Below are 16886 nucleotides of genomic sequence, written 5' to 3' on the forward strand. Positions count from 1 at the left end.
CTCGAATGGTTTTCCGTCCGGGGTTCCGAACCGGGAGCGGGGATTTCCGTGCGGTGGGTCGTCCGCTCGCCGGTGATTTCCCGCCGGGCGGGGAGAGGGAGGGAAAGCGGAGAGCGCGGCCCGGTCGGTCCCCGGTCCGCGCCACCGCGTCGGCCGCTCAGATGGTCGCCGATTCGCTGCTCTCCTCCTTCTCCCCGCGCTGGGCCGGAATCCGGTCCTGGCCGGCGGGCGTGGGCTCGGGAGCGGGCAGGCGCCGGTGTTCGCGGATCGAGTGGGCGAGGGCGGCGGCCCACAGCACGTACAGGACGGCGTAGATCGGGTACCGGACGGCGTCCCCGGCGCCGATCCAGTCGCTGTTCAGCAGGGTGCGCGTGTTGGTGACGATGATCAGGCCGCCCACCGCGGAGCCCAGGATGCGCGGGGGGACGTGGCGGACCAGCCACGCGGCGATCGGCGCGGCGATCAGACCGCCCACGAGCAGGGCGGCGGCCCAGGAGGCGTCGATGCCCGCGGAGCCGAGCCCGGTGAGGAAGCCCAGGCTGGCGGCGACGGCCACCAGGAACTCGCTGGTGTCGATGGAGCCGATCACCTTGCGGGGCTCCAGCCGGCCGCTGGCCAGGATGGCCGGGGTGCCCACCGGACCCCAGCCGCCCCCGCCGGTGGCGTCGACGAAACCGGCCACCAGGCCCAGCGGGGAGAGGAACCGCTTGCGCAGCGGCTTGCCGAGGCGGTCGGTGGGGAGCCCGGCGAGGGTGAACCGCAGCAGGACGTACAGGCCCAGGGCGAGCAGGACGATCGACATCACCGGCTCGGCGGCCTCGGTGGACAGCTTCGACAGGAAGGTGGCACCGGCGAAGGCCCCGACGGCGCCGGGTATGCCGATCTTCGCCACGACGCCCCAGTCGACGTTGCCGAACCGCCAGTGCGCCGCGCCGGAGGCCAGCGTGGTGCCGATCTCCGCCAGGTGCACCGTGGCCGAGGCGGCCGCGGGGTTGGTGCCCACGGCCAGCAGGAGGGTGGTGGAGGTCACCCCGTAGGCCATCCCCAGGCTGCCGTCCACCAGTTGGGCCCCCAGGCCCACCAGCGCCAGCACGATCAGTGTCCGCATGCCGCGCCCACCCTTCCCGTCTTCCCTAGTTTTCCTATCGATTTCGTAGGGAAAACTGTCGCGGCAGCCCCCGCACCGGGTCAAGCCGAGTCCGAACTGTGGACGGTGTCGGGGGAGAAGAGACGAGGGAGGGACGAACCGGCTCCCGCGAGGCGGGAGTTACGGGTTCGTCCAGGCCTCGGGGTCCTCGGCCAGGGTGTGCACCAGGGCGGGCAGCCGGTTCGCGGCCACGTCGGCCAGCGTGACCTCGTCCAGGATCTTGCGGACGTTGGCGCGCAGCGCGATCCACAGCGGCAGCAGGGCTTCCGCGGGACCGGTGTAGGACAGCTCCGGCGGACGCGCGCCCCGCACCGACACCAGCGGACCGTCCACCACGCGGATCACGTCGGCGATGGTGACGGTGTCCGCGGGCGCGGCCAACCGGTAACCGCCGCTGCCGCCGCGCCGGCTGACCACGAGCCTGCCGCGGCGCAGGTCGGTCAGGATGCCCTCGAGGAACTTGTGGGGAATGTTCTGCGCCGTGGCGATCGTCTCGGCCTTGACCGGACTCTCGTCCCCCGCCGCGGCCAACTCCAGCAGGGCACGTACCGCATAGTCCGCTCTCGCCGAGATCCGCATGCGGGCATTATCCGGCACCCGGAATCAGCCCGCCCGCCCGGCCCGCCCGTCCCTCGAACGGGAGGGCGGGCCGGCGGGGAGCGGCGCTCACGCCTTGCGGTACTGGTACGCCTCCGCCGCGGCGGCGGCCACCGCGTCCAGGTCCGCCCCGGTCGAGGCGGTGACCACGGCCGCGACCGCGCCCTCCACGAACGGGGCGTCCACCAGCCGGGCGAGCTCGGGCAGATCGCCCTCGGCGAGCAGCGTCCGCACGGTCAGCACCGCGCTGCCCAGGTCCGCCAGCACCGCGACGCCCGCGCCCCGGTCCACCCGGCGGGCCGCCTCGATGATCAGGTCCGAGCTGGTGCCCAGACCGCCCTCCCCGGTGCCCCCGGCCGGCGCCACCGGAACCGCGGGGCCGCCGGAGGCGAGGCCGTGGGCCAGGTGGGCGACGGATTCGGCCACCTGCCTGCTGTGCGAGACCAGGACGACGCCGACCAGCGGCTTCCCGCCCCCCTCCGTGCTCACGCCGCCTCCCCGACCCCGTCGGAGGTCCCCGTTCCGCCGGACCCGGTGGTCCCGACGGTGTCGGCGAGCGCGGCGAAGAACAGCGCGGAGGAGGTGGCGCCGGGGTCCTGGTGTCCGATGCTCCGCTCGCCCAGATAGCTCGCCCGCCCCCTGCGGGCCTGCATCGGCACGGTGGCGACCGCGCCCTCCTCGGCGGCCCTGCGCGCCGCCTCGAAGCCCTCGCCCGACGCGCCCAGGGCCTCGATCGCCGGGTACAGCGCGTCCAGCATCGTCTTGTCGCCCGGTGCCGCGGACCCCAGTTGCGCCACCGCGTCCACCCCCGTCCGCAGGGCGTCCCTCAGCTGCGCGGGGGTCACGCTCCCGGCGTCGCCCAGCGTCCTGCCCGCGCGCCGCAGCAGCGTCCCGTACAGCGGGCCCGAGGCGCCGCCGACGGTGGAGATCAGCCGGCGCCCGGTGAGGACGAGCACGCCCCCGGGGGTGCCGGGCTCCTCCTGCTCCAGGGAGGCCACGGCGGCGGCGAAGCCGCGCCGCATGTTGGTGCCGTGATCGGCGTCGCCGATGGCGGAGTCGAGTTCGGTCAGCCGCTGGGCCTCCCGGTCCACGGCGGCCGCCACCGCGGACATCCAGCGGCGGAAGAAATCGGTGTCCAGTGCGACGGTCACCACGGTCTCCTCTGTCGGTGTCCTGAGCTCCGGTGTCCCTGCCCGGGTCGCCCACCTCACATGCCCCAGCGCAGCCCGGGGGTGCGCACCGGCGCGTCCCACAGCCGCAGCAGCTCCTCGTCGGCCTGACACAGCGTCACCGAGCAGCCCGCCATGTCCAGTGACGTGACGTAGCTGCCGACGAGCGTACGGGCCACGGACACCCCGCGCTCGCCCAGCACGCGGTGGACCTCGGCGGCGAAACCGTACAGCTCCAACAGCGGGGTGGCTCCCATGCCGTTGACCAGGACCAGCACGGGCAGGCTCGGACGCAGGTCCTCCAGCACCGCGTCCACCGCGAAGTCGGCGATCTCCCCGGAGGTCATCATGCCGCGCCGCTCGCGCCCCGGCTCGCCGTGGATGCCGATGCCCAGCTCCAGCTCCCCGGGCGGCAGGTCGAAGGTGGGGCTGCCCTTGGCCGGGGTCGTGGGGGCGTCCAGCGCGACGCCGAAGCTGCGGGAGGACTCGTTGACCCGCCGGGCGATCGCCTCGACCCGCTCCAACGGCGCACCCGCCTCGGCCGCCGCGCCCGCCAGCTTCTCCACGAACAGCGTGGCGCCGGTGCCGCGCCGCCCGGTGGTGTAGGTGCTGCCGCTCACCGCCACGTCGTCGTCGACCAGCACCTTGGCGACCTGCACGCCCTCGTCCTCGGCCAGTTCGGCGGCCATGTCGAAGTTCAGCACGTCCCCGGTGTAGTTCTTCACGATGAACAGCACGCCCCGGCCGCTGTCCACGGCCGCCGCGGCCCGTGCCATCTGGTCGGGGACGGGGGAGGTGAACACCTCGCCCGGGCAGGCGGCGTCCAGCATCCCGGGGCCGACGAACCCGCCGTGCAGCGGCTCGTGCCCCGAGCCGCCCCCGGACACCAGGCCCACCTTGTCCGCGACCGGAGCGTCCCGGCGCAGCACGATCCGGTTCTCGACGTCGACCGTCAGGTCCGGATGGGCGGCGGCCATGCCGCGCAGGGCGTCCGCCACCACGGTCTCCGGCACGTTGATCAGCATCTTCATGACTACCTCCGGGTGGTCTCGGCGGCTGCCGGCGGCTCCGGCGGTCCCGTGGCCGACTCTACTGACCGGGCGTCAGGGAACGAGTGATCCCGCTCGGGAAAGTCGCCGCGCCGCCGTGGGCGACCGGCGTCGCGTCGCGTGTGCCCCCGATCACCCTCCGCGAGGTACGGCGCGCCACGGAGACGCGAGAAGAACGCGCCAAGCGACCTCCTCTCGGCAGACGCCCGCGGAAGAGGGCCGTTCGGCCCTCCGAAGTCGACCGTACGGCCCCATGGCGGCGGAGCGAAACGGGGAGAAGGTGGAGGAGGAAGCGGTACGGGAAGACCGAGACGGCGCGCGCACCGCGCGGAAACGCGGAAACGCGGGAACGCGGAAACGAGGAGAGCGATGACGAACGGACCGGTCGTGGTGGGAGTGGACGGCTCGCGGTCGAGCCTGGACGCGGTGGCCGTCGCGGCCCGCGAGGCGCGGTTGCGCGGGGTGGGGCTGCGGGTGGTGCACGCCTTCCTGTGGCCGGCCGTGCACGTGCCGTTGGGCCCGTCGCCGCTGGGCCCGCCCGACGGCGGGCTGCGCGCCATGGCCGAGCGCCTGGTGGCCGACGCGGTGGAGCACGCGCGCACCGCCGAACCGGGGATCGAGGTCGACGGCGAGATCGTCGCCGGAGAGCCGCTGACGGTACTGGAGGGCCGATCGCGCGGCGCGGCCCTGGTCGTGGTCGGCAGCCGGGGGCTGGGCGGCTTCACGGGGCTGTTGCTGGGCTCGACCGCCGTGCACCTGTCGGCGCACGGCCGCTGCCCGGTCCTGGTGGTGCGCGGCAGGGCGGAGCCCACGGGCCCGATCCTGCTCGGGGTGGACGGTTCCCCGGCGGGCGAGGCCGCGGTGGGGTTCGCGTTCGCCGAGGCGTCACTGCGGGGCGTCGACCTGGTGGCCCTCCACACCTGGAACAACTGGACGGGCCCGGCCACCGGCGGACCGGGAGACCCGCTTCCCCTCGTCTACGACGAGAACATGCTCCGCGACGAGGAGGAGCGGGTGGCGGCCGAGGCGCTGTCCGGGTGGCAGGCGAAGCACCCCGACGTCACCGTGCACCGCCGACTGGTGCAGGGCCGCACACGCCAGGCGCTGATCGAGGCCAGTGGGGAGGCCCGACTGCTGGTGGTCGGGGCGCGGGGCCGCGGGGGCTTCTCCGGACTGCTGCTGGGCTCGGTCAGCCAGGCCGTCCTCCACCACGCGCACTGCCCCGTCGCCGTGGTGCGGAACCCGGGAGCGCGGCGGTGAGGCGCCGCTCGCTCGCCCGGGCGCGGCCGGTCCGGGGCGGCCGGCCGGCGTCGGTCACGCCTCGGCCGGGCCTCCGGCGCCCTGGGCGGCGATCGAGGCGCGCACCTCGTCCATGTCCAGTTCGCGGACGGCCGTGATCACCTGGTCCAGGGCCTGGGGAGGCAGGGCGCCGGGCTGGGCGAAGACCAGGACGCCCTCGCGGAAGGCCATCAGGGTGGGGATCGAGGTGATGTCCGCCGCGGCGGCCAGGGCCTGCTCGGCCTCGGTGTCGACCTTGCCGAAGACGATGTCGGAGTGGGTCTCGGACGCGTTCTCGTAGACGGGGGCGAACATCCGGCACGGGCCGCACCAGGAGGCCCAGAAGTCGACGAGGACGATGTCGTTCTCGGTGACGGTCTTCTCGAAGTCGGCGGCGGTCAGGGCGACGGTGCTCATGCGAGTCCTTCCGGGGAGTCTCGGTCGATGCCCCCGTGAGGGAATGAACACCGGAACGGTGCGTGACATTCCGCCGACACGCCGGGGTCCCGGCGAGGCCACCGCCGACGGCGGCGGGGCGGGCCGTCCTAGCGGGGGGCGGGGCGGTTCGGGAGGGTCATGTGGAGCCGCACGGTCAGGCCGGCGGACGTGACGCGGGTCTCCACCAGATCGCAGAGCTGGTGCATCATCCACAGGCCGCGTCCGCCGTCGGCCGAGTCCAGGGTCGGGCGACGACGGCCGGCGAGCAGGTCGGTGAGCCGTCCGCGGTCGCTGATCTCGGCCACGCACGACGAGGGGTCGGCCCACAGGCGCAGGGTGCCGTGCCCGCCGCCGTGGGCGATGGAGTTGGCGGCGGCCTCGGCCACGGCCAGGACGAAGTCGCCCCGGCGCGGGGCGTCCAGTCCGGCCTCGTGGGCCCAGGTGTCCGCGTGGTGGCGCACATCGCCCAGGTCCCCGGTGGCGAACACGACGGAGCGGGCGTCCGCCGGTGCGGGGGAGAGGGCCAGGGCGTCGCAGTCCGCGTTGACGGCCGCGGGGCCGGCGTAGCGCGGACTGGCCCACTGTGCGCCGTTCTCCCACAGGACCGGATGGGTGCGGCGCGCGTCCTCGCACACGGCCGGGGGCAGCTCGGCGGTGTCGTAGGGGCACAGGATGGTCGCGGTACGGCCGGTGAAGGCGGCGTTGATGAGTGCCTCGTGCCGGGTGGCCTCCACCACCTCGGCGGGGGAGCGCCGCGCCCAGATCGGCTCCCCGACGATGCGGGCGGGACGGTCGGGGTGGCGGTCGGCGAAGTCCCGCAGTCCGGCCAGGATGCGGCCGGGGTTGCGGCCGAACTCGGTCATGTCCACGAGGGTGAGGTGGTCGACCGAGGCCGCTTCGGCTCCCAGGTGCTCGCGCAGCAGGTCCAGGCGGGGGCCGGGAACGGCGACGAGAACGGGCTCTCCGGCGTTCAGGGCCGAGGTGACGAAGCCGCCCACGGCGGCGAGGTACTCCTCGGGGGTCCGGTAGAAGAGCGCGGGGTGGACGAAGGGCTCCGGGTCTTCCCACCCGGTGTGCGGATGTTCGCTTTCGGTCACGGAGGGACCACCTCTGGCGTGGCGAGGACATGCGGGGAAGAACCGGCCGCACGCGTCGACAGCCGTGCCTCGGCCGCGGGCGGGCGCGAGTGGGCGGCCACCGGGGCGGGGATGGCGGCGGGGAGGGCGCGCCGGACGCGCCGGCACGGCGCCGGCATCGGCACGACGGTGAACACCTCCACTCGGTCCTCGACTCTGGTCCAGGGGTGCTTGTGCCCCGGCGGGGCATGCGCACACCGGTTCTTTACCTTCCGGTCGTGTACGGGCCGGGGCACTCCGCGTCTGGTGGAGGGGGCGGCCCGGTCGCACCGGGAAGGTTACAGCGGCCTCGGGGCATGGTGTCGACGGGTCCGACGGGCGGGCGCCCGGTCGGAACCCTCGGCCGTGCCGGTCCGGGGACGGGAACCGCGGCCGGTGCCGGCCGCGGAGGCGGGGCGTCCGGCGCAGGGGGGCGGGGCCTCGACCGAGGGCGACCGAGGGCGCCGCCGAGCGGCCGGGCGCGGTGCCGGGCCGCGGTGCGGACTCCCCGCCGCCCGTCGACCCGCTCGCCGTGCGGACCGTCCCGGGGAGGAGGCGAAGCGACGGGGGAGCGCGTGCCGTTCGGGCCTCGGACTGACAACGCGGAGGCGGAGTGTCACAGTTGTGGACGTGGAATCCGAAGCCTTCCCGTGCCACTTCGACGAGGCGGCGCGCGCGGCGTCGGACGTGATCGAGCTTCTGGAGGTGCTGTGGGAGAGGGGACGGGGGACCGTCCCGCCCGCGCCCGTCTCCGCCGCGCAGGTGCGGGTGTTGTACGTCCTCGACCGTGAGGAGGGCATCAACCTGCGCACCCTCGGCGAGGCATTGGGCTCGACCCCGTCGTCGGTCAGCCGGCTGTGCGACCGGTTGCAGGCCGTGGGACTCGTGGAACGCGCGCCCAGCCCGGTGAGCCGGCGGGAAGTGGAGCTGAGGCTGACCGGCCGCGGCAGGGCGTACCTGCGGGAGTTGCGCGACCTGCGGGAGAAGAGCCTGCGGACGATCGTCGCGGCGATGCCCCCGGCTTCCCGCGAGGCGCTCGCCGAGGGTCTGCGGAAGTTCCGCAGCGTCGCGGACGAGGCGGTTCCGTGGTGTGGGCGGCGGGCGGAGGGAGGTGTGCGATCGGCGTAGGGATCGGCGTGGGCGGCGCGTTCGACGGTCTCCACGTTCTCGCCATTCCCGACGTTCCCGGCGTTTCTCGGAGCTTCCCGGTGTTTCCCGGCATTTCTCGGAGTTTCGGACGATCCCGGTCGCCGTCCTCCCGGGGACGCGCGCCGTCTCGCCCCTGTCGGACGCCGTGCCCGTGGCCGCGGGGAGGAACGGCGGTGCGCGGCACGGTCGTCGGGGGGAAACAAGCACGGACCCCGCATCAGGCGCCGGTTTCGGGGAAAGCCTCGGGAAGCCGGAGTGCATCACCGGTCCCTGACCTCGCGTGAGTTGGGGCACTCTCCGGCTCTTCCGGCCACTGTTAACATTTGCCGGACAGCAACAAAAGGGACGATGGGTACTGGCCCGTCGCCCCCCGCACATCCAGCCGGACGCCGAGGTGACGGGCGTGGGCCGGCGACGAACGACTGTGAGAGGGCTTGTGGTGAACGCCAGCGACGCAGCCGTGCGAGACCGGTTGACGAGGGCACTGCGGGAGCGTGGCGACGAGATCGCCGACCGGTGGGTGCAGTTGCAGCGGGAGCGGGCTGCCATCGACATCGGCGAGAGCGAGTTGAGGGAGGAGGCCGACTCCCTGATCCTCCTGCTCGGCGGGGCGCTGAACGACAGCGACCAGGGGATGGAGGACGTGGTCGGCACCAACCACGACCTGCGCGACGCCGTGATGGAACTCTCCCTGCGCAGGGAGCGCAGCGGTGCGAACCCCACCGCCACGTCCCTGGCCATCCTGGCCCTCAAGGACGCCGTGCTGGAGGCCGTGAAGCGCGACAACCACGACCCGCACGAGCTGTTCCCCGCCGCGATGATGGTCAACCGGCTGCTGGACGAGGCCGCCGCGCTGTCCTTCAGCGCCTACGTCGAGCGCCGGGAGGAGATCATCCAGCGGCAGAGCCGCCAGCTGCTGGAGATGTCCACCCCCGTGGTCCACCTGTGGAAGCAGATCCTGGCCGTGCCGCTGATCGGCACGCTGGACACCGCGCGCACCCAGGTGGTGATGGAGAACCTCCTCCAGTCCATCCAGACCCACGAGGCCCGGGTGGCGATCATCGACATCACCGGTGTGCCGACGGTGGACACCGCCGTCGCCCAGCACCTGATGCAGACCGTCAACGCGGTCCGGCTGATGGGCGCGGACTGCTTCATCAGCGGCGTCCGCCCCTCCATCGCGCAGACCATCGCCCAGTTGGGCATCGACCTGTCCACCATCCTCACCCGCGCCACCCTCTCCGACGCCCTGGCCGCCGCGGTGGAGATGACCGGCCAGGAGTCGCCGACCGCGGGAGCTCCGACGAACCGATGACCAGCTCCCGGCCCATGGACGTGCCCATCATCAGGCTCGGTGACGTGCTGGTCACCGGGATCGTCAACGAGCTCGACGACAAGACGGCGACCGCCTTCGCGGAGGAGCTGACCGAGCGCATCGCCACCGAGCGGGCCAGGGGCGTGCTCATCGACATCTCCCGGCTGGAGATCATCGACTCGTTCGTGGCACGCACCCTGACGGAACTGAGCACCATGGCACGGCTGCTGGGCGCGCGGGTGATCGTGGCCGGCATGCGACCACCCGTGGCGATCACCCTCGCCGAGCTCGGACTCCGGCTCACGGGCGTGGAGACGGCGCTGAACGCGGAGCAGGGGATGGCCGCGCTGGGCTGGCACCACGCCCCCCGGCCCCCGGAAGGGGGGACCCGCAGTGAAGCTCTCGGGTGAACGGACGGTCGGCGCTCCGACGGGCTCCGCGGCCGGAGGCGGCGACGGCCGACGCGGCGGCGAGGCCCCCACCACGCTCCCCGTCCGCAACGACGAGGACCTCATCACCGTCCGCCACGCGGTGCGGGCGGCCACCGTCGAGGTCGGGTTCGGGCTGGTGGACCAGACCCGTGTCGTCACCGCCGCCAGCGAACTGGCGCGCAACGCCTACATCCACGGCGGCGGGGGCACGGTGACCATCGAGTTCCCGCGGCAGGCGGGCCGCAAGGGCATCCGGCTGACCGTCAGGGACGAGGGGCCGGGCATCCCCGACGTGGAGGCGGCCCTGGCCGACGGGTTCACCACCGGCGCCGGCCTGGGGCACGGCCTGGGCGGTGCCCGCCGCCTCATGCACGAGTTCGAGGTGCACACCGAGACGGGAAAGGGCACCACGATCAGCGCGACCCGCTGGACCACGCAGTGAGCCGATCGTCCTCCACCACCGAGGGCCTGACCGACGAGATCCGCATCGACCACGAGAGCGCGATCCACCTGGCGGCCACCGCGGCGCGCGACTGCGCGCTGCGGTGGGGACTGCCCGGCGCGATGCCCGACCAGGCGGCGGTCCTCGCCAGCGAGCTGGCGGGCAACCTCGTCAAGCACGCCTCCGACGGGACGGTGTACGTCCAGCCGTTCCGGCTCGGCACCGGGGTGGAGATCCTCGCGGTGGACCGCGGCCCCGGCATACGCGACCTCGACCGCGCCATGGCCGACGGCTACACCACCACCACGGGCTCCCTCGGGGCCGGTCTCGGCGCGGTGCGCCGGATCGCCGGCGAGTTCGCCATCCGCACCCGGGTGGGGTTCGGGACCGTGGTGTGCGCCCGGCTCTCCCCGCCCGGCGAGCCGCCCTCCGCGCGCTGGGACACCGGATCGGTGTGCCTGCCGGCCAAGGGCGAGCGGCACTGCGGCGACGCCTGCGCCGTGGCCGAGACCGGCGACGCGCTCACCGGGCTGGTCGTCGACGGCCTGGGACACGGCCTCTCGGCCGCCGAGGCGGCCCGCTCGGCCCTGCGGTCCTTCCGCACCGCCCCCGACCGCCCCCTGGTCGACATCCTGACCTCGCTCCACCGCAGCCTGCGCCACACCCGCGGCGCGGCCGCCGGCGTCCTGCGTCTGTACCCCGACCGGGCCGAGTACTGCGGCATCGGCAACATCCGCGCCGTGGTGCTCTCGGACGGGGACGTCCTCCACCGGCTGGCCGGCCAGCCCGGCATCGTCGGATGGAACGTCCCCACCCCGCGGGTCCGCACCGTCCCGCTGTCCTCGGGAGCGACGGTCGCCCTCCACAGCGACGGCGTCGAGTCCCGGTGGTCCCACTCCCCGTCCCCCTTCCTGCTCAGGCTCCCCCCGCCCCTGCTGGCCGCCGCCCTGGCCCACGGCCACCGGCGCACCCGCGACGACGCCACCGTGCTCACCGTCCAGGCGGTGTAGAGGTTCCATGACGACCGACAACGACACCCCCCACCACACGCTGCCGAGCCTCCGCCGGGCCGTGCGCGGGATCGCCCGCGTCCACCGGCTGCCGGTCGAGACCAGGGCGCGCCTGGTGATGTCCGCGGCGGACCTGGCCCGCACCGAGCTCGCGGCCGGGCGGCCCGTGCGGTTGGAGACCCGCGTCGAGCCGGAGCCGAGCGGGGGGACGCGGCACCTGGTGGTCACGCTCGACGCGCTCCACGCCCTCGACACCGGTCGCGACCTCCCGGACCTCCCCCTGCCCGCCGAGTTCACCCGGGGCGGCACGGTCACCTGGCGCGTGCCGCTGCCCGCGCGGCCCGACGGCGCGGACGCCGTGCCGCCGTCCCCCAACGGGAGCGTGCCGCGTCCCGCGGGCGAGTCCCCGTCCTCCGAACTGCAGGCGGTGGAGCAGGAACTGAGGGCGGCGCTGGCCCGCATCGACGCCCTGACCGCCGAGCACCGGCGGCTCAAGCACGAACTCGCCGAGACCAACCGGGGCACCCTCGCCCTCTACGTCCAGTTGGAGGAGCGCGACGAGCAGCTGCGCAAGGCCCACGGCCAGACCCTGCGCGAGCTGGAGGACGCCCTGCGGCCCCCGCCGATCGAGGTGGAGGGCCTGGAGATGGCCGTCCACTACGCCCCGGCCGGTACCGACGCGCCCACCGGCGGAGACCTGTACGACTGGCTGCAACTGCCCGACGGCACCGTCCACATCACCGTCGTCGACGCCCTCGGGCACGGCGTGACCAGCACCCGCGGCGCCCTCAACGTCACCCACGCGGTGCGGACCCTGGCCCTGGAAGGGCATCCGCTGGAGTCGATCATCGCCCGGACCGCCGAGATCCTGATGCCCTTCGACAGCGAGCTGATGTCCACCGTGCTGCTCGCCCGCGTCGACCCCGCGACCGGCGACCTCCACCTGGCCAACGGCAGCCACCCGCCCGCCCTGCTGCTGCCCGCCGAGGGCGAGCCGAGATACCTGGAGGTGCGCGGCCGGGGCATCGGCTACCCGCTCGCGGGCAGCGAGCGCCTGCTGCACACGCGGATGGCTCCGGGGGACCTGCTCGTCCTCTACACCGACGGACTGACCGAGAGCCGCCGGGACCCCAGGGAGGGCGAGGAGCGGCTGATCGAGGCGGCCCGGCGCCACGCCCACAGACCGATAGAGGAGATTCCCGGCGCGATCGCCGAGGACATGCACACCATCATCCTCCACCCCGACGACACCCTGGCCCTGGCCGTCCGCGTCCCGCGTCCCTGAACGGCCACCGCCTCGGCGGCGACCGTCCGGGGAATCGCGAGGAGGCGGGGGCGGACGCCGGTCAGGCGCCCAGTTCGGCGACCACGGCCTCCAGTCGCGCCGCCACCGTCTCCAGGTCCCCGTCGGACGGTTCCCCGGGGCCGAACCGGCCGGCGAGGTCGTCGCGGGAGACGACCTCCACGGCCCCGCGCAGCCGGTCCGTGCCCGCCTCCTCGGCGGAGACGACCCGGGCCCGGCCCTCCAGCAGGACCAGACGGGGATCGCGGTCGGGGGAGCGGAGCAGTTCCCGTACGTGCTCGGCTGTGATCGTGCTCGGCACCTGTGCGCCTTCCTTCCGGTGCGCCGGCCGTCGCGGGCCGGACTCTTCTCCGTGTGCCCGTTCGTGTGCCCGCCTCGCGGCCCGTCAGACGGAGACGGCCGAGTCCCTGTCGACCAGGCCGTTCGCGTCGACGGTCACCCGCTCGCCGCGGGCGCAGGGGATCACCGTGGAGGGGAAGCCCGGCCGTTCGGTCTCGCGGAGGAAGGCCGACAGGGGGGACTTCATGACGCTGTAGTCGTCGTAGTGCACCGGGAGCACGCGGCGCGGGCGCACCAGGGAGACCAGGTCCGCGCCCTGGGTCCCGTCCATGGTCACCAGCAGCCCGCCGGGGAGGGTGGTGCCGCCCAGGTGGACCACCGCCAGGTGGATGTCCGGGCAGCGGCGCGCGATCTCCTCGATCCCGGGGAACACCAGCGTGTCGCCCGAGAGGTACATCCGCAGCCGCACCGGCCCTCCCGGATCGCCGAACTCCAGCAGACTGCCCATCACCGGGGGCACCAGGAAGCGGGCGGCTCCCGGCCCGTGCCGGCCGGGCAGGGCGGTGACGCGGACCTGGCTGCGGCCGCGGAGCAGCACGTGGTCGTGCCAGGTGGGCAGCCCGGTCGCACGGCTGAACCCGTGCAGTCCCTGGAGGCGCCGGGAGGCGTGCGGTGTGGTGACGATCGGCAGCGAGCGGGGCAGTCGGCGGCGGGCGACGCGGTCCCAGTGGTCGCCGTGCAGGTGGGACAGGATCACCGCGTCCAGGTCGGGGGGCAGTTCGTCGACCGACAGCGCGGGCTCGGTCAGCCGCTTGGACAGCAGTCCCTTGCCCAGGTAGGCGTACTGGCCGCGGTGGAGGAAGTTGGGGTCGGTCAGCAGGGTCAGGTCGCCGTAGCGGATCAGCAGGGTCGCGTTGCCGACGAAGAGGATCTCGGCGGCCCCTGCGGGCGGTGCGGACGTCATGGTGCGCATCTCTCGTTCCGCACCGGACGCGGCGGTGGTCCGGCGCTCTCGGGACGGGGTCCGCGGGGACCCGACGGTGGTGGGGCGGCCCCGGGGGGCCGCCCCACCGGTGTCCGGGTCATCCTGTCGGACGGTCGGACGGTCGGACGGTCGAACGGTCAGGCGGGTGAGGGGCGGCGGCTCAGGACCGCGCCGAGGCCGATCATGCCCACCCCCAGCAGGAAGTGCAGCCAGTCGTCGGCCGTGTTCAGGGGCACGAAGTTCGCGCCGCTGTCCTTGTCGATGATCAGCCCGTAGAGCCACAGCACCAGGTAGATCACACCGCCGCCGATCAGGAACGCCCTGGCTCCGGCCGCGCTGCGGGCCATCGCCAGCCCGACGACGCCGAAGGCGAGGTGGACCAGGTTGTGCAGGACGGACACCTCGAAGATGCCGAGCAGATGGGCGTCCGAGTGGTGACCGGCGAACGTCATGTCGCCGTAGTCGGTGGTGATGCCGGGGATGAACCCCAGGATCCCCACGCCCAGGAAGATCGCGGCCACGATCTTGGCGGCGGTGGTCAACGCCGACCCGCGTGCTGTGCCCGTGGTACTCGGGCCTGTCCTGGCCATCGTCATCATCTCCACGTTCGGGTGGAATACCGGCCGCTTCGGAGTACCCCCGCGTCCGGCGGGGAAACGACCCGCTCGGCCGCCGTTCAGCGGCGACCCCGCCGCGAGCCGTCGTACGCCGCGCGGCGTACCGTCCCCAGCGCCGGTCCCGGGGTCAGGCCCGGCAGGCTGTGGCCGTAGACGTCGTACCCGGGGGTGGCCTCCGCCGGTTCCGGCAGCGGCGAGCGGACCGTGAGCACCGCGAAGGTCTTCCACCGGCCCAGCGGCTCGGCGGCCCGCAGGTCGAACACGAGCGGCCCCTCCTCCAATGCCCGCCGCAGGGCGGACCGGTCGCCGTGGACCGGGCGCGAGCGGCGGCGCGGGAACGCGGCGAGCACCGTGCGACGGCCCCCCACGCGGTACGGCAGCAGGACGGAGTACGGGCCGCCCGCCGCGTCGCCGCGCGGCAGGGGCAGGTGGCGCAGCACGGGCAGGCGGGAGGAGGAGGTCAGCAGCAGGTCCAGGTGCCGCCCGGGCCCGTCCGCGTCCACCACCCGAACGGCCAGCCCCAGCCAGTCGGGCAGCCGCGGCGGCAGACCGGCCCCCCGCGACAGCCGTACCGCGCAGGCGTGGCGGCCCGGCTCGTCCATCCAGGACACGCCCCAGGGCGCGTCGGGGCCGCCCGTCACCACCACCTCGCCCGTGCACGTCAGTCCTCGGGGATGGAAGGCGGGAGCGCGGCGCAGGCGGGCGAGCAGCCGGAAGCCCGCCCGGGTGCCGCGTACGAGCGGAGAAGGTGACATTTCACCCTCGGTTGCCACCTTCGGCGGGTCGAAACCCGCGCACAGCGCCTCGGGATGGCGCTCCGGCGCACCCCGGTGGGTTCCGACACGGTCCCACCGCCTTACCGGTTCGTAGGGAAAGGGCTCATACTGGGCGGGCCGGGGGGCGGCACCGGAACACCGGGCAGGACATCGGGTGAGAGGGGGGCGGTGGCGCGCGATGGAGAAGAACACCCTGCTCCAGGGCCGGTACCGGCTGCTCGATCTCGTCGGACGCGGCGGCATGGGCCAGGTGTGGCGGGCACGGGACGAGTCGCTGGACCGCGTGGTCGCCGTCAAGTGCCTCAAACCGCTGGGACGGCAGACCGACCCCCGCTCCATGCGGGCGCTGCGGGAGCGGTTCCGCCGCGAGGCGCGGGTCGCCGCCTCGCTCCAGCACCGCGGCGTGACCGTGGTCCACGACTTCGGCGAGCACGACGGCGTGCTCCACCTGGTGATGGAGCTGCTCGACGGGCACAACCTCAGCCAACTGCTGGAGCTGGGCGACCACCGGCCGCTGCCCGTCCCCGACCTCTTCGACATCGCCGAGCAGATCGCCGACGCCCTCGCCTACACCCACGACCAGGGCATCGTGCACCGGGACCTCAAGCCCGCCAACGTGATGCGCACCGTCGACGGCACGGTGAAGATCTGCGACTTCGGCATCGCCCGGCTCGGCCACGACATAGGGTTCACCGCCAAGCTCACCGGCGGCGGCATCACCATGGGCACCCCGCACTACATGTCGCCCGAGCAGATCGCCGGGGCGACCCTCGACCACCGCAGCGACCTGTACTCCCTCGGCTGCGTGCTGTACGAGATGGCCACCGGCGCGCCGCCCTTCGACCTCGACGACGCCTGGGGCGTCCTCGTCGGCCACAGCGACACCGCGCCGCGTCCGCCCCGCGAGCTCCGGCCCGACCTTCCCGAGGAACTGGAGCGGATCATCCTCGATCTGCTCGCCAAGGACCCCGACGAGCGGCCCGAGGACGCCGCCGAGCTCGGCCGCCGCACCGCCGCCGCCCGCCGCTCGGCGTGCCCGGCCGAGCGGCGTCCGCAGCCGCCTCCGTCCCCGCGGACGCCGCCGTGGGCCCAGGGCATGAGCACCGGCGCCAAGGCCGTCGCCGGCTGGCCGGTGGGCCCGGCGTCCCCCGGGTACCCCGGCGTCCTCAGCGGCCCGTGGACCGGTCCCGGCCGGCCGCGGACCCCGTCCGACGGCGGGCCGCCGGCCGACCTGCCGGCCGTGCTGGCCCACCGGCACAGCGCCGGGATCGGCCTGGGACGGCTGGGCCGCTGGGACGAGGCGTGGGAGGCGCACCGCGCGGTGGCCGCCGAGCGCGAGCGGGTCCTGGGCGCGGACCACCCCGACACCCTCGCCAGCCGCCACGAGGTCGCCCACGCGCTGGGGCACCTGGGCCGCTGGGAGGAGGCCCTGGCCGAGGCCCGCGCGGTGGCCGACGAACGCGAGCGGGCCCTGGGGCCGGAGCACCCCGACACCCTCGCCAGCCGGCGCGAGACGGCCCTGGCGCTGGGGCGCCTGGAGCGCTGGGAGGAGGCACTGGAGATCCTCCACCAGGTCGCCCAGGCCCGCGCACGCGTCCTGGGCCCGGACCATCCCGACGCGCTGACCAGCCGCAACGACGAGGCCCACTGTCTGGAGCGGCTCGGCCGCAGCGCCGAGGCCGCCGAGGTCTACCGCCGGGTGGTGGCGCCGGGCGCCCACCGGGAGGACGGCCCCTGAAGGCACCGGCCACGCGCCGGCGCGCGGCTCTGGCCCGGCCGGGCCGGC

At 74.4% G+C, this 16886-nt stretch carries 19 protein-coding genes; 8 read left to right on the forward strand and 11 right to left on the reverse strand.

Features of this window, described 5'->3' with window-relative positions:
- Window positions 1-157 precede the first annotated feature (157 nt).
- The 5 genes from ABD335_RS08000 to dhaK all read right to left on the reverse strand — a co-directional run bounded on the left by ABD335_RS08000 (window position 158) and on the right by dhaK (window position 3944).
- The gene (locus ABD335_RS08000; RefSeq protein WP_344321409.1) at window positions 158-1108 is read right to left on the reverse strand and encodes a sulfite exporter TauE/SafE family protein; all 951 of its coding nucleotides are present in this window, start codon (window positions 1106-1108) and stop codon (window positions 158-160) included.
- 159 nt (window positions 1109-1267) lie between these two features.
- Window positions 1268-1726, reverse strand: coding sequence for an RrF2 family transcriptional regulator (locus ABD335_RS08005; RefSeq protein WP_344321410.1), 459 nt, complete (start codon window positions 1724-1726; stop codon window positions 1268-1270).
- A gap of 87 nt (window positions 1727-1813) precedes the next feature.
- Entirely contained in the window at window positions 1814-2233 is a 420-nt protein-coding gene (gene dhaM / locus ABD335_RS08010) for a dihydroxyacetone kinase phosphoryl donor subunit DhaM (protein ID WP_344321411.1), read from the reverse strand.
- Window positions 2230-2856, reverse strand: a complete 627-nt coding sequence (dhaL, locus tag ABD335_RS08015; RefSeq protein WP_344321437.1) for a dihydroxyacetone kinase subunit DhaL — start codon at window positions 2854-2856, stop codon at window positions 2230-2232. The genes dhaM and dhaL overlap by 4 nt, the downstream gene beginning before the upstream one ends.
- Window positions 2857-2951: 95 nt before the next feature.
- Complete coding sequence (gene dhaK / locus ABD335_RS08020) at window positions 2952-3944, reverse strand: dihydroxyacetone kinase subunit DhaK (RefSeq protein ID WP_344321412.1); 993 nt, start codon at window positions 3942-3944, stop codon at window positions 2952-2954.
- A 387-nt stretch (window positions 3945-4331) separates the two neighbouring features.
- On the opposite strand from dhaK, the gene ABD335_RS08025 reads away from it, so the two are divergent.
- On the forward strand, window positions 4332-5222 hold the full coding sequence (locus ABD335_RS08025) for a universal stress protein (RefSeq protein ID WP_344321413.1): 891 nt from the start codon (window positions 4332-4334) through the stop codon (window positions 5220-5222).
- Between the two features lie 54 nt (window positions 5223-5276).
- Here the strand turns inward: ABD335_RS08025 and trxA are convergent, their stop codons facing one another.
- Window positions 5277-5657 carry a thioredoxin gene (gene trxA, locus ABD335_RS08030; RefSeq protein ID WP_344321414.1) on the reverse strand — a complete coding sequence of 127 codons (381 nt, stop codon included), beginning with the start codon at window positions 5655-5657 and terminating at the stop codon, window positions 5277-5279.
- Between the two features lie 128 nt (window positions 5658-5785).
- Window positions 5786-6775: an anti-sigma factor RsbA family regulatory protein gene (locus tag ABD335_RS08035; RefSeq protein WP_344321415.1), complete on the reverse strand. Its 990-nt coding sequence runs from the start codon at window positions 6773-6775 to the stop codon at window positions 5786-5788.
- A 642-nt stretch (window positions 6776-7417) separates the two neighbouring features.
- Between ABD335_RS08035 and ABD335_RS08040 the strand changes: the two genes are divergently transcribed.
- The 6 genes from ABD335_RS08040 (at window position 7418) to ABD335_RS08065 (ending at window position 12425) form a co-directional block, all read left to right on the forward strand.
- Entirely contained in the window at window positions 7418-7921 is a 504-nt protein-coding gene (locus ABD335_RS08040; RefSeq protein ID WP_425583567.1) for a MarR family winged helix-turn-helix transcriptional regulator, read from the forward strand.
- 460 nt (window positions 7922-8381) lie between these two features.
- Window positions 8382-9257 carry an STAS domain-containing protein gene (locus tag ABD335_RS08045; protein ID WP_344321417.1) on the forward strand — a complete coding sequence of 292 codons (876 nt, stop codon included), beginning with the start codon at window positions 8382-8384 and terminating at the stop codon, window positions 9255-9257.
- Window positions 9254-9667 carry an STAS domain-containing protein gene (locus ABD335_RS08050; RefSeq protein ID WP_344321418.1) on the forward strand — a complete coding sequence of 138 codons (414 nt, stop codon included), beginning with the start codon at window positions 9254-9256 and terminating at the stop codon, window positions 9665-9667. The genes ABD335_RS08045 and ABD335_RS08050 overlap by 4 nt, the downstream gene beginning before the upstream one ends.
- Entirely contained in the window at window positions 9651-10130 is a 480-nt protein-coding gene (locus ABD335_RS08055) for an anti-sigma regulatory factor (RefSeq protein ID WP_425583568.1), read from the forward strand. Before ABD335_RS08050 ends, ABD335_RS08055 begins: the two co-directional genes overlap by 17 nt.
- Window positions 10127-11140 carry a SpoIIE family protein phosphatase gene (locus tag ABD335_RS08060; protein WP_344321419.1) on the forward strand — a complete coding sequence of 338 codons (1014 nt, stop codon included), beginning with the start codon at window positions 10127-10129 and terminating at the stop codon, window positions 11138-11140. Before ABD335_RS08055 ends, ABD335_RS08060 begins: the two co-directional genes overlap by 4 nt.
- 7 nt (window positions 11141-11147) lie before the next feature.
- The gene (locus tag ABD335_RS08065) at window positions 11148-12425 is read left to right on the forward strand and encodes a PP2C family protein-serine/threonine phosphatase (protein ID WP_344321420.1); all 1278 of its coding nucleotides are present in this window, start codon (window positions 11148-11150) and stop codon (window positions 12423-12425) included.
- A gap of 61 nt (window positions 12426-12486) precedes the next feature.
- On the opposite strand, the gene ABD335_RS08070 is transcribed toward ABD335_RS08065, so the two are convergent.
- From ABD335_RS08070 to ABD335_RS08085, 4 genes are all read right to left on the reverse strand, one after another.
- The gene (locus tag ABD335_RS08070) at window positions 12487-12744 is read right to left on the reverse strand and encodes a hypothetical protein (protein WP_344321421.1); all 258 of its coding nucleotides are present in this window, start codon (window positions 12742-12744) and stop codon (window positions 12487-12489) included.
- Between the two features lie 84 nt (window positions 12745-12828).
- Complete coding sequence (locus ABD335_RS08075) at window positions 12829-13686, reverse strand: MBL fold metallo-hydrolase (RefSeq protein ID WP_344321439.1); 858 nt, start codon at window positions 13684-13686, stop codon at window positions 12829-12831.
- A gap of 158 nt (window positions 13687-13844) precedes the next feature.
- Window positions 13845-14249: a DUF4383 domain-containing protein gene (locus tag ABD335_RS08080; protein WP_425583569.1), complete on the reverse strand. Its 405-nt coding sequence runs from the start codon at window positions 14247-14249 to the stop codon at window positions 13845-13847.
- Window positions 14250-14383: 134 nt separating this feature from the next.
- Complete coding sequence (locus tag ABD335_RS08085) at window positions 14384-15079, reverse strand: phosphodiesterase (protein ID WP_344321423.1); 696 nt, start codon at window positions 15077-15079, stop codon at window positions 14384-14386.
- A 199-nt stretch (window positions 15080-15278) separates the two neighbouring features.
- Here ABD335_RS08085 and ABD335_RS08090 point away from each other — a divergent pair, with 199 nt between their 5' ends.
- The gene (locus tag ABD335_RS08090; protein WP_425583570.1) at window positions 15279-16838 is read left to right on the forward strand and encodes a serine/threonine-protein kinase; all 1560 of its coding nucleotides are present in this window, start codon (window positions 15279-15281) and stop codon (window positions 16836-16838) included.
- Window positions 16839-16886 lie beyond the last annotated feature (48 nt).

It is taken from the genome of Streptomyces macrosporus (assembly GCF_039533145.1).
In the GTDB taxonomy this organism is placed as follows: Bacteria; Actinomycetota; Actinomycetes; order Streptomycetales; family Streptomycetaceae; genus Streptomyces; species Streptomyces macrosporus.

Bases quoted from the DNA above. Each gene is read 5' to 3' on its own strand.
- ABD335_RS08050 (WP_344321418.1), top strand. From the start codon at position 9,254: ATGACCAGCTCCCGGCCCATGGACGTGCCCATCATCAGGCTCGGTGAC.
- ABD335_RS08025 (WP_344321413.1), top strand. From the start codon at position 4,332: ATGACGAACGGACCGGTCGTGGTGGGAGTGGACGGCTCGCGGTCGAGC.
- ABD335_RS08090 (WP_425583570.1), top strand. From the start codon at position 15,279: ATGGAGAAGAACACCCTGCTCCAGGGCCGGTACCGGCTGCTCGATCTC.
- ABD335_RS08065 (WP_344321420.1), top strand. From the start codon at position 11,148: ATGACGACCGACAACGACACCCCCCACCACACGCTGCCGAGCCTCCGC.
- dhaL (WP_344321437.1), bottom strand. From the start codon at position 2,856: ATGTCCGCGGTGGCGGCCGCCGTGGACCGGGAGGCCCAGCGGCTGACC.
- trxA (WP_344321414.1), bottom strand. From the start codon at position 5,657: ATGAGCACCGTCGCCCTGACCGCCGCCGACTTCGAGAAGACCGTCACC.
- ABD335_RS08005 (WP_344321410.1), bottom strand. From the start codon at position 1,726: ATGCGGATCTCGGCGAGAGCGGACTATGCGGTACGTGCCCTGCTGGAG.
- ABD335_RS08085 (WP_344321423.1), bottom strand. From the start codon at position 15,079: ATGTCACCTTCTCCGCTCGTACGCGGCACCCGGGCGGGCTTCCGGCTG.
- ABD335_RS08075 (WP_344321439.1), bottom strand. From the start codon at position 13,686: ATGACGTCCGCACCGCCCGCAGGGGCCGCCGAGATCCTCTTCGTCGGC.
- dhaK (WP_344321412.1), bottom strand. From the start codon at position 3,944: ATGAAGATGCTGATCAACGTGCCGGAGACCGTGGTGGCGGACGCCCTG.
- ABD335_RS08000 (WP_344321409.1), bottom strand. From the start codon at position 1,108: ATGCGGACACTGATCGTGCTGGCGCTGGTGGGCCTGGGGGCCCAACTG.